The sequence below is a fragment of the Rhizobium sp. BR 249 genome, assembly GCF_047445895.1.
Lineage (GTDB): Bacteria > Pseudomonadota > Alphaproteobacteria > Rhizobiales > Rhizobiaceae > Rhizobium.
Window position 1 is genome coordinate 1 of the sequence record NZ_JARWKX010000042.1, and the last position, 14,341, is coordinate 14,341.

The 14,341-nt window shown below is 61.2% G+C and carries 17 protein-coding genes; 6 read left to right on the forward strand and 11 right to left on the reverse strand.

Translation table 11 applies throughout. From position 1 onward, the window contains the following. The 4 genes from QD408_RS26070 to QD408_RS26085 form a co-directional block, all read right to left on the reverse strand. Positions 1-272 (reverse strand): porin (locus QD408_RS26070; RefSeq protein WP_414141281.1); only part of this gene is annotated, 272 nt, incomplete at its 3' end. A 658-nt stretch (positions 273-930) separates the two neighbouring features. Next, positions 931-1,419, reverse strand: coding sequence for an Lrp/AsnC family transcriptional regulator (locus QD408_RS26075; protein ID WP_003540387.1), 489 nt, complete (start codon positions 1,417-1,419; stop codon positions 931-933). Positions 1,420-1,488: 69 nt separating this feature from the next. Further along, positions 1,489-2,121 carry a uracil-DNA glycosylase family protein gene (locus QD408_RS26080; protein ID WP_414141282.1) on the reverse strand — a complete coding sequence of 211 codons (633 nt, stop codon included), beginning with the start codon at positions 2,119-2,121 and terminating at the stop codon, positions 1,489-1,491. A 4-nt stretch (positions 2,122-2,125) separates the two neighbouring features. Continuing rightward, positions 2,126-2,683 (reverse strand): thermonuclease family protein, encoded by a 558-nt coding sequence (locus QD408_RS26085; RefSeq protein ID WP_414141283.1) that lies wholly within the window; start codon positions 2,681-2,683, stop codon positions 2,126-2,128. 106 nt (positions 2,684-2,789) lie between these two features. Between QD408_RS26085 and QD408_RS26090 the strand changes: the two genes are divergently transcribed. Continuing rightward, on the forward strand, positions 2,790-4,325 hold the full coding sequence (locus QD408_RS26090) for a sensor histidine kinase (protein ID WP_088681080.1): 1,536 nt from the start codon (positions 2,790-2,792) through the stop codon (positions 4,323-4,325). Between the two features lie 2 nt (positions 4,326-4,327). Here QD408_RS26090 and QD408_RS26095 read toward each other — a convergent pair whose 3' ends face one another. After that, complete coding sequence (locus QD408_RS26095) at positions 4,328-4,711, reverse strand: diacylglycerol kinase (RefSeq protein ID WP_088681216.1); 384 nt, start codon at positions 4,709-4,711, stop codon at positions 4,328-4,330. Positions 4,712-4,826: 115 nt separating this feature from the next. Continuing rightward, positions 4,827-5,843, reverse strand: coding sequence for a nicotinate-nucleotide--dimethylbenzimidazole phosphoribosyltransferase (cobT, locus tag QD408_RS26100; RefSeq protein WP_414141284.1), 1,017 nt, complete (start codon positions 5,841-5,843; stop codon positions 4,827-4,829). A 164-nt stretch (positions 5,844-6,007) separates the two neighbouring features. On the opposite strand from cobT, the gene QD408_RS26105 reads away from it, so the two are divergent. The 3 genes from QD408_RS26105 to QD408_RS26115 are packed head-to-tail and all read left to right on the forward strand — an operon-like array spanning position 6,008 to position 7,725. Next, a complete protein-coding gene (locus tag QD408_RS26105) occupies positions 6,008-6,790 on the forward strand; it encodes an adenosylcobinamide-GDP ribazoletransferase (protein WP_414141285.1) in 783 nt (260 codons plus the stop codon). 18 nt (positions 6,791-6,808) lie between these two features. Further along, positions 6,809-7,027, forward strand: a complete 219-nt coding sequence (locus QD408_RS26110; RefSeq protein WP_414141305.1) for a DUF1289 domain-containing protein — start codon at positions 6,809-6,811, stop codon at positions 7,025-7,027. Further along, a complete protein-coding gene (locus QD408_RS26115; RefSeq protein WP_088681077.1) occupies positions 7,024-7,725 on the forward strand; it encodes a TIGR02281 family clan AA aspartic protease in 702 nt (233 codons plus the stop codon). The genes QD408_RS26110 and QD408_RS26115 overlap by 4 nt, the downstream gene beginning before the upstream one ends. Before the next feature lie 2 nt (positions 7,726-7,727). On the opposite strand, the gene QD408_RS26120 is transcribed toward QD408_RS26115, so the two are convergent. Further along, positions 7,728-8,999 carry an MFS transporter gene (locus tag QD408_RS26120; RefSeq protein ID WP_414141286.1) on the reverse strand — a complete coding sequence of 424 codons (1,272 nt, stop codon included), beginning with the start codon at positions 8,997-8,999 and terminating at the stop codon, positions 7,728-7,730. Between the two features lie 29 nt (positions 9,000-9,028). On the opposite strand from QD408_RS26120, the gene QD408_RS26125 reads away from it, so the two are divergent. Together QD408_RS26125 and QD408_RS26130 are read left to right on the forward strand one after the other, a co-directional pair. Then, positions 9,029-9,196, forward strand: a complete 168-nt coding sequence (locus QD408_RS26125) for a hypothetical protein (protein ID WP_414141287.1) — start codon at positions 9,029-9,031, stop codon at positions 9,194-9,196. Positions 9,197-9,409: 213 nt separating this feature from the next. Continuing rightward, positions 9,410-9,847 (forward strand): hypothetical protein, encoded by a 438-nt coding sequence (locus QD408_RS26130; RefSeq protein WP_414141288.1) that lies wholly within the window; start codon positions 9,410-9,412, stop codon positions 9,845-9,847. A gap of 6 nt (positions 9,848-9,853) precedes the next feature. Here the strand turns inward: QD408_RS26130 and QD408_RS26135 are convergent, their stop codons facing one another. The 4 genes from QD408_RS26135 to QD408_RS26150 form a co-directional block, all read right to left on the reverse strand. Beyond that, complete coding sequence (locus QD408_RS26135) at positions 9,854-10,279, reverse strand: hypothetical protein (RefSeq protein WP_414141289.1); 426 nt, start codon at positions 10,277-10,279, stop codon at positions 9,854-9,856. Between the two features lie 75 nt (positions 10,280-10,354). Then, entirely contained in the window at positions 10,355-11,116 is a 762-nt protein-coding gene (locus QD408_RS26140) for an ABC transporter permease (protein ID WP_414141290.1), read from the reverse strand. After that, complete coding sequence (locus QD408_RS26145; protein WP_414141291.1) at positions 11,113-12,039, reverse strand: ABC transporter ATP-binding protein; 927 nt, start codon at positions 12,037-12,039, stop codon at positions 11,113-11,115. The genes QD408_RS26140 and QD408_RS26145 overlap by 4 nt, the downstream gene beginning before the upstream one ends. A gap of 502 nt (positions 12,040-12,541) precedes the next feature. After that, entirely contained in the window at positions 12,542-14,155 is a 1,614-nt protein-coding gene (locus QD408_RS26150) for a glycoside hydrolase family 43 protein (RefSeq protein WP_414141292.1), read from the reverse strand. Positions 14,156-14,341 lie beyond the last annotated feature (186 nt).

A 14,341-nucleotide genomic window follows, 5' to 3' on the forward strand; every position in this document is an offset into this window, starting at 1 on the left:
GCCGTGAACTGAACCTGACCGCGGGTAACTGCATCCCAGTCAGAATCGCCGCCGACGTCTTCGCCAACGTTAACCTGGAAACGGATGTAGCCTTCGATCTTGAGGCAGGTTTCGGTGCCCGGGATGTAGAAGTAGCCGGTGCCGTAAGCGTCGCAGACGCGAACATATTCAACCGGTTCCGGCTCAGCAGCAACGATAGCGTCAGCTGCAAGAACCGGCGTCGATGCAGCAAATGCTGCTGCTGATGCAAGCAAAACCATTCTGATGTTCATTTACCAATCCATTCCTTTGTCGATCGGGGCTGATTTCCTATCGGGTAGTCGATTTGAAGCCGGCCCAGTTTGAACAGCCATCTCGGCGTGCGGATCGATCGAACCGCCAAACCGTCATCCCATACCGGACTTAATCAAGCAATTCTCGGCATGCGCCAGATGGCCTCCGCCGGCCAACTTTCGCCGGCAACGTGATTTTTATACAACAATCTCAGGTATTTAAAGCTGAAAACGCACAAAACGGCTCCGCGACGGAAATCCTCCATCGCAAGCCGCAAACGTTAAGCCCCATCGTCCAATTCTCCACCGTCCGACCCCCGTCGAACACACTGGTGAAGCGCATAAATCTTACCGCCTGCTAATGAACACATACAAGGTGGCGGTTTAGAACATGGTGTCCTGATTACGATACCAATGAGTCAAAATGATGACATAGCGCCCACTGGTTCCAATCAACATAGCCGGGCAATGGTTACCGGGCTATGTATTTTTCGCAATTTCGGCAGGATTCGAGCGTTTTTTTGCAATTTCTGCGGCTTTTAGCAGTCTAAGCCGCCTTGCTTCAGCCTCAGCCCTGCCAGATCGTCGCATTTCCGCCTCTAACGAAAATGCGGCGTCCGAAGCCATTCACGAACGCTGAACTCGAAATCCGCCAGCCTCAGTCTTCGTTGGACTTGGCGTTATCGAGGATCATGTAGTCGAGCGGCAACTGAGTCGAATACTTGATCTGTTCCATCGCAAAGGCCGAGGAGACGTCACGAATCTCGATCTTGGCGATCATCCGTTTGTAGAAAGCATCATAAGCAGCAATGTCGGGCACGACGACTCGCAGGAGATAATCGACATCGCCGCTCATCCGGTAGAACTCGACCACTTCGGGGAATTCGGCGACCACCTCGGAAAAGCGCCGCAGCCATTCGATCGAGTGGGTGGCCGTGCGAATCGACACGAAAACGGTGACTTTGGTGTTGACCTTTTCCGGATCGAGGATGGCGACTCGGCGCTTGATGACGCCGTCTTCTTCCATCTTCTGGATGCGCCGCCAGCAAGGCGTCGTCGAAAGCCCCACTTTCTTGGCGAGATCGGCAACGGCAAGGGTCGAATCTTCTTGCAGAAGCCGCAGTATCTTTCGGTCGAGGCGGTCCATGCGTACAACAGTCCTTTCGAATTATTTTCTCTTTATATCTCGATTCCGGGCGACGAAAAGAATTTTGTTTCAGGAAAGCAGCATTTTTGTCCGTTCCTGCAAGACCGGCAGCAATTCTTCCTCGAACCAGGGATTGCGCTTCAGCCAGCCGCTGTTGCGCCAGCTCGGATGCGGCAGCGGCAGCACGGCCGGCGACCGGCCGGAAAGAAGGCTGTCACGCCATGCCCGCACCGTCTCCGTCATATTGCCTCGTCTCTCCAGAGCCATATGCCAGGCCTGCGCATATTGGCCGATGACCAGCACCAGTTCGATCTGCGGCATGGCCGAGACGACCCTTTGCCGCCAGAACGGCGCGCATTCGCGGCGCGGCGGCAGATCCGAACCCTTGTCGTCGTAGCCCGGGAAGCAGAAACCCATCGGCACGATGGCGAATCGGTCGCGGTCGTAGAAGACCTCCCTGTCGACGCCGAGCCATGACCGCAACCGGTCGCCGGAGGCATCGTCGAAAGGCAACCCGCTCTCATGCACTCGAATCCCCGGCGCCTGCCCGGCGATCAGGATGCGTGCCCTCGACGAGATCACGGCCACCGGCCTGGGCTCGTGCGGCAGCCGATCTTCGGCGCCCTTTGCCGGTGTGTCACGACAGATGCGGCACAAGGCGATTTCCTGCCGCAGCGCCTCCAGCGCGGCCTCGTCGGTCATGGCTTCACTCCCATCCGGCAATCCGACCGATGAAGCGCAGGGCGTTGTCGAGACCGGAGCGCTGGCGGGTGTGATCGCGCACGTCGCGCGGCCGCTCGAACGTCCCGGCCCAGAGGCCCGCCTCCGCAGCCCTCGCCTCGGCCTCCTCCCCGCCATAATCGCCATAGGAGATGGCCATGCCGCTGCGTACCATGGCGGCATTGATGTCGCCGCCCGCGCCATTGCGGCAGACGACGAGCAGCCTGTCGTAGCGGTCGCGGCGACTGCCCTGGCACGAGGTTCCCGAAGCCCGCACCATCGCCTGCAGCGCCTCGCGCGCCGCACGCCCGCAGGCCCAGGCTTTCCCGGCCCTCTCGCAGCTCTGGTGGAGCTCCGGCGCATCGATGCCTTCGAGGCGCAAACGTTCTTCTCCCAATGTCAGGCTGTCGCCGTCGGCGGCGTGAAAGGCGCCCGCATGCTTGGTTCTTGCTGCGTCGTTGAACTTGGCCGCAATCAGCGCGATCAGCGCCAGCAAGGCAAAAGCGGTCACGCCGTCGCGAATCAGCCGCAGGGCTCGTGTCACGCTTTCGCCTCCTTAAAAAACAAATCCTTGGCAAAGATGGCAAACATCTTCTTAAGAATTGTCGGTTAGGCTCTTATCCACCCTGGGATGAAGTTTCAACGTGCACATGAGTACCGGCGTAAGCACATCGACCGACAAGATTATCGTCGACAAGTCGCGTAGCCACCGCAACAAGGCCGTTTCCAAGGCCGTGCGGCAGACACGCGAACGTCTTCAGTCCGGTCATGCGTCCAATTCTTCCTTCGACCGCGATGTACTTAAAATGTATGTGGCATCCGCGCTGCAAGGCGCGACGATCATGCCGCTCTTCGTCGTCATCATCACTGCGCTTGGCGTTTATTTCACCCAGAACACGCAATTGCTCTTCTGGGCGCTGCTGACGCTTACCTGCCACGCCGGCAATATCCTGCTCGCGCGGCGCGCGCGGCGGCAGGAAATCACGTCGGAGAGCGCCCGCAGATGGCGCCGCCTGCTGCTCGCCGGCCAGTTCCTGCTCGGCTGCTGCTGGGCGGTCTTCGCGCTGCAAGGCTGCGACACCTGCGAACCGTCGAGCTTCATTCTCTATAAGGGCGCGACGCTGCTGATCGCGCTCTCCGTCACGGCGATGTCGAATTTCATGCTGACGCCCTCCGTGCTCGTCGCTTTCGCACCGGCGGTCGTGGCGCTCACCGTCAAGAGCGGCCTGTCGCGCGACCTGCTCGAAATCAGCCTGACCGCGGTCTTCACCACCACGGTCGTCTTCTTCAACTACATCAGCGACCGGCTCTTCCGGTCGAATCTCATGATCCTCTCCTACCAGTCGGAAAAGGACGATCTCATCGCCGAGCTCGAAGTAGCGAAGTCCATGTCGGACGAGGCCCGCCGTCGCGCCGAAGAGGCAAACCTCGCCAAATCCCGGTTCCTCGCCTCCATGTCGCACGAGCTTAGGACCCCGCTCAACGCCATCCTCGGCTTCTCCGAGGTGATGTCGGCCGAAGTGCTGGGGCCGCTCGCCAATCCGACCTATAAGGAATATGCCGGCGACATCCACCGCTCCGGCCAGCATCTGCTCGATCTCATCAACGAGATTCTCGACCTCTCGCGCATCGAAGCCGGCAAATACGAGCTGAGCGAGGAGGCGATCTCTCTGCTCGATATCACCGAGGATTGCATCGGCATGGTCCAGCTGCGCGCCCGCGCCAAGAACATTGCCATATCGGATCAGTTCGAACGGCAATTGCCGGCCATCTGGGCGGACGAGAAGTCGATGCGCCAGGTCGTGCTCAATCTTCTCTCCAACGCCGTCAAGTTCACGCCGCAGGGCGGCGAGATCCACGTCAAGGTCGGCTGGACGGCCGGCGGCGGTCAGTACATCTCGATCAAGGACAACGGCCCCGGCATTCCGGAAGACGAGATTCCGGTCGTGCTGTCGGCCTTCGGCCAAGGCTCGATCGCCATCAAGAGCGCCGAACAGGGCACCGGCCTCGGCCTGCCGATCGTCCAGGCGATTCTTGCCAAGCATGACGGGCAATTCCTGCTGAAATCGAAGCTGCGCGAGGGCACCGAGGTGATCGCCATCCTCCCCGCCAAGCGCGTGCTCCAGAGCCTGCCGGCGGTCGAAGAAGCCCAGGCCGTCGCCCGCAAGCGCAAGAGTTTCGCCTGAACTCAGTTGAAAAACAGATGCTTGCCGAGCACGTAGCCGAGATAGAGGCAGCAGGCGGCGATCATGCAGGTCACCGCGAAGGAGCCGAGATCCTTGGCATGTTTGCCGACGATCGAAATCTCCGGTGAAATCCGGTCGATCACTTCCTCGACGGCGGTATTCATCGCCTCCATCGAAAACAGCCCGAGAAACAGAAGCACCGCGATGACGATCTCACCGGCGCTCGCCCCTACCAGCGCCAGCGACACGATCGAAACGATGAAAAACCCGAGTTCCTGGCGGAAGGCCGCCTCCTTCAGCACACGCAGGAAGCCCGCCCAGGAATAGCTCGCCGCGGCGAGGAAATGCCGAAATCCGGTCTGCTTCGTCACCGCGGGCTTCACCAAGATCGATCCCCCAGAGCATGTCGCGCAAAAGTGTGCAGCGGTTTTGCGATAACGACATGCGTAAAACAAGGACTTAAAGCGCGGGCAAAGCGAATCTGAAAGATCGCGACGCGCTTTAATGCTTGTTGCTCACACCCGCCTGGGCAAAGGTCGCCATGCCCGAATGGCAGGCAGCGGCGGCCTTGACGATGCCGGCGGCGAGCGCCGCCCCGGTGCCTTCGCCGAGCCGCATGCCGAGCGCCAGAAGCGGCGTCTTGCCGAGCATCTCGATCGCGCGCAGGTGTCCGGGTTCGCTGGAAACATGGCCGATCAGGCAATGGTCGAGTGCGGATGGGTTGGCGGCTTTCAGGATCGCCGCCGCCGCGGTCGCGACATAGCCGTCGATCAGCACCGGGATGCGCTCCATGCGGGCGGCCAGGATGGCGCCGGCCATCGCGGCAATCTCGCGTCCGCCGAGCCGGCGCATGATCTCCAGGGGATCGTCGAGATGGTCGCTGTGCAGCTCCACCGCTTTTTCCACCGCCGCGATCTTGCGCTCCAGCATCTCGCCTTCCGCGCCGGTGCCTGGCCCCACCCAGTCGCGCGCCGAACCGCCGTAGAGCGCATAGTTGATCGCCGCCGCAATCGTCGTGTTGCCGATGCCCATCTCGCCGATGCAGAGCAGGTCGGTACCGCCGGCAATCGCCTCCATGCCGAAGGCCATCGTCGCGGCGCAATCGCGCTCGGAAAGCGCTGCCTCTTCGGTAATGTCGCCGGTGGGATAATCGAGCGCCAGGTCGAAAACCTTCAGCCCGAGATCATAGGCCACGCAGATCTGGTTGATCGCCGCCCCGCCGGCCGCGAAATTCTCCACCATCTGCTGCGTCACCGCGGGCGGAAAGGGCGTAATACCCTGCCTGGTGACGCCGTGATTGCCGGCGAAGATCGCCACCAGCGGCCGGTTGACGGCAGGTGTGCGGCCCGTCCAGGCGGCAAGCCAGAAAGCGATTTCCTCGAGCCGTCCGAGCGCGCCGGGCGGCTTGGTCAGTTGCGCGTCGCGTTCGCGCGCGGCCACCAGCGCTCGGGCATCCGGCCCCGGCAGGTCGCGAAGCAGAGTGCGGAAATCGTCGAACGGCAGGCCTGAAACGCTCATCTGTGCGGTTTTCCTATGAATCCGGGTATTCTTGTCTTTTCCACGCAAACCAACTTGTTTGCGTCGCGCAAATCAGCTTGTTTGCGGTGGCAACTCTCTTAAAGCGGGTGGACGACGCGAACAACTCCAAAAGCGCCCAGCGCCCTCCGGCGGAATGAAGCAGAATGAAGATCAAGGATCATGCGGTCGATACCGCCCGCGCCGTCGCCTTCTTGAGCCGCATTCCCATGCCGCAATCGCTGTTTGAAGGTTATGACGGCAGACTGGGCAGGCTGGTGCGCGCTTTCCCCTTCGCCGGCGTCCTCATCGGCGTCATCCCCGCCCTCGCCTTTCTCCTCCTTTTAAGCCTGCGATCAGATCCTCTGATGGCGGCTCTGATCGCGCTTTCCGTCCAGGTCGTCGCAACAGGCGCGTTGCACGAGGATGGATTGGCCGATACGGCCGACGGCATCGGCGGCGGCAAGAGCCGTGAACACAGCCTTCTCATCATGAAGGACAGCCGGATCGGCACCTATGGCGCGATAGCGCTGATCCTCTCCTTCGCGATCCGCGCAGCCGCACTTTCCGCTGTTGCCCGTGATTCCTCGGCATTCGCCGCAGCCCTTGCCATTCCCGCCGTCGCGGCTCTCAGCCGCGGCACCATCGCCTGGCACTGGCAAAGGCTGCCGCCGGCAAAATCCGATGGCGTGGCCGCCTCGGCCAGCCAGCCGGACGAAGCGGCGATGCAGTTTGCGCTCACCGCAGCCGGCCTCCTCGCGGCGGTGCTGATCTGGCCGGCATTCGGCCTCAGGCCGCTCGTTGCAAGCCTCCTCGCCACCGGCATCGCAGGGCTTGCCTTCACCGCCTTCATTCGCCGCAAGCTCGGCGGCCACACCGGCGACACGCTCGGCGCGACCCAGCAGGTTTGCGAAATCGCCGCCATCTGCGCTCTTGCCACCGCTCTTTGAAACCCCGATATGTCACTCATGCAAACACCCTGCGTCCACGTCTGCTCCATGGTTTCAGGCTCTGGTTTTTGCGCCGGATGCGGCCGGACTCTTGAAGAGATCGGCGGCTGGATGGGCTATTCCGATGCCGAGCGGCGCCGGATCATGGCGCTGCTGCCGGCAAGGCTTTCAGGCGCCGTCATGGCGTCGAACCCGACGAAACCAGAACTCGCCGGCGGGCCGGAGCGGCCTTTATGATCCGTTTGATCCTCCTGTTCCTCGTGATCGGCATCGGCCTTGCCGTGCTGATCGTCAACAATGACAGCGGCCGCATCCTCGGCCTGCAGAGCGACGACTTCGGCCGCTTCATCTATCTGCTGCCGATCGCGCTGATGCTGTCGGCCGGCATCTGGGGAAGCCGGCGAAACGTCGGAGAAACGATGCGCCATATGATGATCTGGCTCGTCATCATCCTGGCGCTCGCAACCGTCTACCTCTACCGCCAGGAAGCGCTCGCCGTCGGCAACCGGCTGCTCGCCGGCCTCGTTCCCGGCCGCGCCGTCGTCGTCACGACGAGCGAAGGCGGCCAGGAAGTCATCCTGCACAAGCTGCTGAACGGCCATTTCGAAGCCGATGTCGGCGTCAACGGCCAGACCGTCGAAATGCTCGTCGATACCGGCGCCAGCATGGTGGCGCTCTCGCATGAAGATGCCGAAAGAATCGGCATCGACCTCTCCCGCCTCACCTATTCCATGACCGTCATGACCGCCAACGGCCGCAGCCGCGCCGCACCGATCACGCTCGATCAGGTCGCGATCGGCCCGATCGTCCGTAACAACGTCGCAGCCAGCGTCGCCGAGGACGGCCGCCTCGACCAGAGCCTGCTCGGCATGAGCTTCCTGGAAACCCTGGGCTCCATGCAGATGCAGACCGACGAACTCCGCCTGCGCGATTGAGATCACCAGCTTTCGGCAGGCTCTCCATCAGCAATGGAGTTTGCGGATCGGCGGTCGATAAAAGCTGCGAAAAGCGCTGCCGACAAGGCAAGCGAGGCCGATATCAGCAACATCAGGAAGAGCGTGGGAACTGCGCCTGCCTTCTCTAGAAACAGGCCGGCAATCGAAGCGATCAATGCACCGCCGGCAATCGACATCGCGGCGGCAAGGCCTGCTGCGGTTCCCGCGAGATGGGCGCGAACGGACATGACACCCAGATTGGCAGCAGGAAAGGTCAAGCCATTGCCGATGCCAATGAAGACGCACGGCCCGAAAAATGCCAGGACATGCGTGACGCCTGAGATCGAGAGAACCAGCCCTAACAACAGGCCCATACACGTCGACAGGCGTGCGATGACGAGCGTCCTGCTCAGCGATTTCCGGGCGAATCGGGCAGCGAGATAGCTGCCGAAAATAAATCCGGCAGGCACCATCCCCATGAAGAAGCCGAGTTTCGCGCTTGATCCGCCAAGCGACGTGCCTACGGCCAAGGATGCACCTCCGAGGAAGATATAGAGTGTGCCTGTGGAGCAGGCCATGCACGCGGCGTAGGCCCAGAACCGCGCCGAATTCAGCAATTGCCCATAGGAGGCGAAGTAGCTGCCTTGCGGTCTCGCGGAGTGACCTGAGGTTTCCTTCAACTCGCGCATGGATATGGCGAGGATTGTCGCGCCCAGCAGCGCAAGGGTGACGAAGATCGCCCGCCATCCGAAGAGCTCGTCCAAAACGCCGCCCAAGGTAGGGCCGAGCATCGGCGCAATCGCCCATCCCATGGCGGCGTAACCGATCCTGTTGGCGGCCTGGCGTTCACCCGCCGTCTCCTTGATGACGACGAGGGCGACGCAGAAGCAGGCGGCGATCGAGGCCTGCATCACACGAAAGAAAAGGAAAATGCCGATATTGGGAGCAAGGGCGCAACCGATGGACGCGACGATGAAAATCGAGACGGCGATCAGCGCGACCGGCCGGCGCCCATATCGATCCGACATCGCGCCTGCGACGATTTCGGTCAGCGCATTGACGACCGCATAGCCCGCGATCGAGAGATTGACGAGCGCGAAATCGGCCTGGAAGGTGGCCGCGATCTTCGGCAGCGCCGGCAGATAAATATTGACCGGCAGCACCGAGAGCGCCGTCAGCAGGAGAAGGACTGTACGCCGTGGCGCAGCGGCTGAGGCCGTGGCCGTTTCCCCGGCCGTGCGGCCGGCAGTCTGAATGGAGTCGTCGCGTGTCATGGTCTTGCCCGTCTTGTCAGCGAGATGTTGTGGAAGAACCCGACGAGGCGAAGCGCACATTCAGGGCACAAAAAAAGCCCCGTCAGGAGCTTGATTTACCGCGCATGGGGCTGATCGCCGGATGGTTACACCATCCTGCCCATGCGCCCTATCACCACGACAAGAACCATTGCGATCTTCATGACCGCTACAGCTAGACGGAAACCCGGACCTCGTCAACGCCAGGTTTCCTACGCTGCGAATATCGCCCGATGCCGCTTTACGGCGGCGGCCCGATCTGTCACGTTCGAGAGCAACAACAAGACCACAAAGAGCAAAAAGAAACTCCTAGTCTGGTGGCACCCCGCATGTTCGACCGGCATTCGCTTGAAGCGAAGGCTTTGACCCATGGGTGCGACAGGAGTTTTGCGATGAATTCATTCTGGCCGATCGTCGTCGGCGGCATTCTGCCCGCCATGTTCTGGGGCATCACCGCCATCTTTCAGAAGCAGAGCGCCACGGCCGCGACCGGCTCCGCCGTTTATCTGATCGCATTCGGTTCGGCCTGCGCACTCGCAGGCCTGATCGCCGCACTGATCTGGCGCCCCGCGCCCTGGACCGCCGAGGGCCTTGGTTTTGCCGTCACCGCAGGCGCCTGCTTCGCCGCCGGCACCGGCCTCATCAGCTTCGCGCTCTTTGCTTACGGCGTCCCCGTCTCGAAACTCGCTCCGATCTGGAGCTGCAACGTGCTGGTGACGCTGGCAATCGCCGCCGTCCTTCTCGGCGAAGCCTCCGAACTGAACATGGTCAAGCTTGCCATAGGCACCCTCCTCATCCTGTCAGGCGCCCTCCTCGTCAGCAGTGCGTGAGCGTAGTCAATAAGAGATCAGAACTTCACCGATCCGCTGGCGCCGCCTTACAACCAGCAGAGTCGTGACACCAGAGTCAGCCTCACCCGACAAAATATTGACAGTAGCTCGCCGACCGGAGAATTCGATCCGCGATCGCGAGTTCTGAAATGAGCAAGGATTCGGCGAGCAATAAATGCTCAATTCACCATTCGCCCCTGAGCCCGAATACAATGTGATCGCAAGATTGATGGTGGGATCGCTTTGATCGGCGAGGCTGCAGGTACTGTCAGGAAGGCATGACACCTCAGCGGAAAAAGGCTCCTTTCCCTCGATCGCGACGGCATAGGTAACCTTGATGGGATGGGTGGCCTCCTCCGACAGACTCTGCTGCTGAGCTAGGCAGAAGATCGAGGCGATTGCAAAACATCCGAACACATTGCTGCCACCCATCCCGATTGCCCCATGAACCGACCAAACCTTGCCGAGCAATCTTGATGTTGAAATTACGGCTCCTTTAGGACCGCATCAGTTGCGCAGCCGATACCCCGTCTTGAAGATCCAGCCGAGCGTTCCCAGGCAAATCGCCAGGAACATCGTGATCATCGCCAGGCTGATCGCGGGATTGACGTCGGCGATCCCGTAAAAGCTCCAACGAAAGCCGCTGACGAGATAGAGAACCGGGTTGAAGTGGCTGACCGCCTGCCAGAAGGGCGGCAGCATGTTCACCGAATAGAAGCTGCCGCCAAGGAAGGTCAGCGGCGGCACGACCAGCATGGGAATGAGGTTCAGCTGCTCGAAATTGCCGGCCCAGATGCCGATCATGAAGCCGAACAGGCTGAAGGTGATCGCCGTCAGCAGGAAGAACAGGACCATCATGAAGGGATGCTCGATCCTCACGTCCACGAAGAGATTGGCGGTGAGCAGGATGATGACACCGATGATGATGCCCTTGGTGGCCGCCGCTCCGACATAACCGAGCAGGATCTCCGTCATCGCCACGGGCGCGGAAAGCACCTCGTAAATCGTGCCGGTGAATTTCGGGAAATAGATGCCGAACGAGCCGTTGCTGATGCACTGGCCGAGCAGCGTCAGCATGATGAGGCCCGGCGTGATGAAGGCGCCGTAGGACACGCCCTCCACTTCCTGGATGCGCGAACCGACCGCGGCCCCGAAGACGATGAAATAGAGCGAGGTCGAGATGACGGGCGAGATGACGCTCTGCAGCAGCGTGCGGCGCGTGCGCGCCATCTCGAAGAAATAGATCGATTTGACCGCCTCGAAGTTCATTTGCCCGCTCCTACCAGCGCCACGAAGATATCTTCGAGCGAGCTCTGCCGCGTCGAGAGATCCTTGAAGTGAATATTGTTCTCGCCGAGCCGGGTCAGCAGCGTCGCGATGCTTTCCTGCTCGTTGTTTGCGTCGAAATCATAGGTCAGCCGGTTGCCGTCCGCTTCCAGCGTCAGTCCGTTGCCGGCAAAACAATCCGGCAGCCGCGCGAGCGGTTCGACGAGATCAAGGATGAGCTGCTTGCGGCCGAGCTTGGCCATCAGCGCCGCCTTGTCCTCGACGAGCAGCAGCTCGCCGCCGTTGATGACGCCGACACGGTCGGCGATCTCCTCGGCCTCCTCGATATAATGGGTGGTGAGGATGATGGTGACGCCGGAGGCGCGAAGCTCTTCGACGACATGCCACATATCCTTGCGCAGTGTCACGTCGACGCCGGCCGTAGGCTCGTCGAGGAAAAGAATATCCGGCTCATGGGAAAGCGCCTTGGCGATCAGCACGCGCCGCTTCATGCCGCCCGAAAGCTGGCGCAGCATATTGTCCTTCTTGTCCCAGAGCGAAAGGGCGCGCAGCACTTCTTCGATATGGGCGGGATTGGCTTTCTTGCCGTGCAGCCCGCGGGAAAAGGTCACCGTATTGAACACGGTTTCGAACTGGTCGGTGGTCAGTTCCTGCGGCACCAGCCCGATCATCGAACGGGTGGCGCGGAAATCCTTGACGACATCGTGGCCGGCGACCAGCACTTGGCCGCCGCTCGGATTGGCGATGCCGCAGATGATCGAGATCAGCGTCGTCTTACCCGCGCCATTCGGCCCGAGCAGCGCCAGGATCTCGCCCTTTTCGACAGTGAGATTGATGCCTTTCAGGGCCTCGAAGCCATTGGCATAAGTCTTTGTGAGGTTCTGAACGGAAATAATGGGGGCCATGCAGGACTCTTGCGGATTCGGAAGTATTTCGGCCCGCTATATAGTTCGTCTGTGACGCTTTGACATCCTTCGGGAACGTGAACACTGCATTCACACAGCACCAACACCGTCACCAACGCCACAAGATCACTGTACGGTGACACGACCTGAATAGCCGGCTTTCGGCTATCGCATCGACGGCCGATCCTGCTGTGAAAAGAAAAATATGGCCGGCTTGGAATGTCATCATCCGGTGATGTTCATGCCCGATAAGAGAGCCGAGGCAAGCACCGGCATCCGCCCCGCCGCCCATTCCTTTGCGGAGCCGTCTTCCCGGCGTTCTCGTTGCGCCCTTTTCCGCTGTCTCGGCATGTAATGAAAGTTATTGTCAGTCACCAAGTTCTTGGAACCGGCCAGTACCCCTGTTCAGCCGCGTTCGTCTCAGCCGGCCTCCGCGCCGGCTTTTCTTTTTGCGAAACATGGGGGACATCGGTCGCGGGTGGAAGGCAGCAGACGCTACCCCTCACAACTCATCATAATTGAACCAGTCGAAATCCGCCGCCTTGCCCCGCCCAGACGTATCGAAGGCAAACACGCCGGCAAAGGCGCCGGTGAAGGAGCCGTGTTCCCCACGCCCGCCCTCGTCGGAAATCACGCCGGCGTCGAGAACCGGGCCGATCGCCTGCCAGGCGCCTTTGCCTTCGGTCTGCCAGAAAAACTGCAGGTCGTTCTCGCGGATTTCCATCGCAAGCTGGACGCGGCCCTCGGCGGGGATCGCCACACCGCTGTCGGCGGGAAAGCTGAGGCGCCCGTTCGGATAGTCGCCGTTGCAGGAGAGGATCGTCACGCAGCGGCCGAGTGTTTCGTGCAGCGTCACGGCAATCGCGTGGAACTTGTGGCGGTTGTAGTAGTGCGTCAACCCCGCGACCTGCTGATAGGTGTCGGGCGAGAATTCGATCACGGTCTCGCAACGGAAACTATGATGCTCCTGCCGGCGGGCGACCAGCGACTGCTCGAACCAGGAGCCGATGCTCTCGCGACCGATCAGACGCAGGTGGCCGGGACGGTCCGTCAGGTTGAAGATGCGCTGGGGCTCGGGCGTGCGCAGCCACTGGAAATCAGCCGGCAGCTTGCCTCCGTCGAAGCTGTATTCGGTGCGCATCGGCTTCTCTATCGGCACGGCGCCGAAGAGGCCGGGCGCCTCGACATCGGGCACCGAGGTGCCGTTTTCCAGATAAAGCCAATCGTCGTCGCGCCAGACGCATTTCTGCAGGCTCGTTTCGCGCCCCAGCGTGCAGCGCCGCTTCGGCGGCAGCGGCCGGCCGCAGAGATGGGTGTGATAAGCCTGCCCGTCAGGCGTCTCGACATATTGGCCGTGCCCTGTCCGCTGCAGCACCGCGCCCGGCTGATCCTTGGAGGTGATGAGATGCATGTTCGGATGCATCTCGTAAGGCCCTTCGATGCTGCGCGAGCGCGCCATGGTGACGGCATGGTCGTATCCCGTGCCGCCTTCAGCGGTCGTGAGATAATACCAGCCGTTCCTCTTGAAGAGATGCGGCCCCTCGACGAGGCCGAGCGGGCTTCCGGCGAAGACGTTGCGGATCGGGCCTTTCAGCGCCTTGGTCGCCGGGTCCCATTCCTGCAGCAGGATGCCGTCGAAGGCCGGCGATTTCGGTGAGCCGCCGAAGCTTTCGGTGCGGTGGTTCCACTGCATGTTGACGAACCATTTGCGGCCGCCATCGTCGTGAAAGAGCGAGGGATCGAAACCGGAGGAATTCACATAGACCGGCTCGGACCATTCGCCCTCGATCGAGGGAGAGGTCACGATGTAATTATGCGCATCCTTGAAATTGCCGTCGAAACGCTTGACGTCGGTATAAACGAGCCAGAACTGCCCGTCTGCATAGGAAAGGCACGGCGCCCAGATGCCGCAGCTATCGGGATTGCCGCGCATGTCGAGCTGCGAGGGGTGCTCCAGCGGCCGGCGCACGAGCGTCCAGTTCACGAGATCCCTGGAATGGTGGATCTGCACGCCGGGATACCATTCGAAGGTCGAGGTCGCGATGTAATAATCGTCGCCGACGCGGCAGATCGACGGATCGGGATTGAACCCGGGCAGGATGGGATTGCGGATCATGAACGGGCTCCTCCGAGATTATAGTTGTGGTACGTACGTCAAATGCGGGGCGACCATGGCGCCAACTCTATGCTCGGCTTGACCCGAGCGATGTCACAAAGATACGGCCAGGCGATACTCCGACAGACGAGAAAGGACGAAGGCGCTGCCGCTTGCCCCTTCTCCCCCAGCGGGAGAAGATGCCGG

What these genes read in the sequence shown, in the direction of transcription:
- QD408_RS26075 (WP_003540387.1), bottom strand. Translation starts at nt 1,419, where the DNA reads ATGGACCGCCTCGACCGAAAGATACTGCGGCTTCTGCAAGAAGATTCG.
- QD408_RS26080 (WP_414141282.1), bottom strand. Translation starts at nt 2,121, where the DNA reads ATGACCGACGAGGCCGCGCTGGAGGCGCTGCGGCAGGAAATCGCCTTG.
- QD408_RS26090 (WP_088681080.1), top strand. Translation starts at nt 2,790, where the DNA reads ATGAGTACCGGCGTAAGCACATCGACCGACAAGATTATCGTCGACAAG.
- cobT (WP_414141284.1), bottom strand. Translation starts at nt 5,843, where the DNA reads ATGAGCGTTTCAGGCCTGCCGTTCGACGATTTCCGCACTCTGCTTCGC.
- QD408_RS26105 (WP_414141285.1), top strand. Translation starts at nt 6,008, where the DNA reads ATGAAGATCAAGGATCATGCGGTCGATACCGCCCGCGCCGTCGCCTTC.
- QD408_RS26110 (WP_414141305.1), top strand. Translation starts at nt 6,809, where the DNA reads ATGCAAACACCCTGCGTCCACGTCTGCTCCATGGTTTCAGGCTCTGGT.
- QD408_RS26115 (WP_088681077.1), top strand. Translation starts at nt 7,024, where the DNA reads ATGATCCGTTTGATCCTCCTGTTCCTCGTGATCGGCATCGGCCTTGCC.
- QD408_RS26120 (WP_414141286.1), bottom strand. Translation starts at nt 8,999, where the DNA reads ATGACACGCGACGACTCCATTCAGACTGCCGGCCGCACGGCCGGGGAA.
- QD408_RS26130 (WP_414141288.1), top strand. Translation starts at nt 9,410, where the DNA reads ATGAATTCATTCTGGCCGATCGTCGTCGGCGGCATTCTGCCCGCCATG.
- QD408_RS26135 (WP_414141289.1), bottom strand. Translation starts at nt 10,279, where the DNA reads ATGGGTGGCAGCAATGTGTTCGGATGTTTTGCAATCGCCTCGATCTTC.
- QD408_RS26140 (WP_414141290.1), bottom strand. Translation starts at nt 11,116, where the DNA reads ATGAACTTCGAGGCGGTCAAATCGATCTATTTCTTCGAGATGGCGCGC.
- QD408_RS26145 (WP_414141291.1), bottom strand. Translation starts at nt 12,039, where the DNA reads ATGGCCCCCATTATTTCCGTTCAGAACCTCACAAAGACTTATGCCAAT.
- QD408_RS26150 (WP_414141292.1), bottom strand. Translation starts at nt 14,155, where the DNA reads ATGATCCGCAATCCCATCCTGCCCGGGTTCAATCCCGATCCGTCGATC.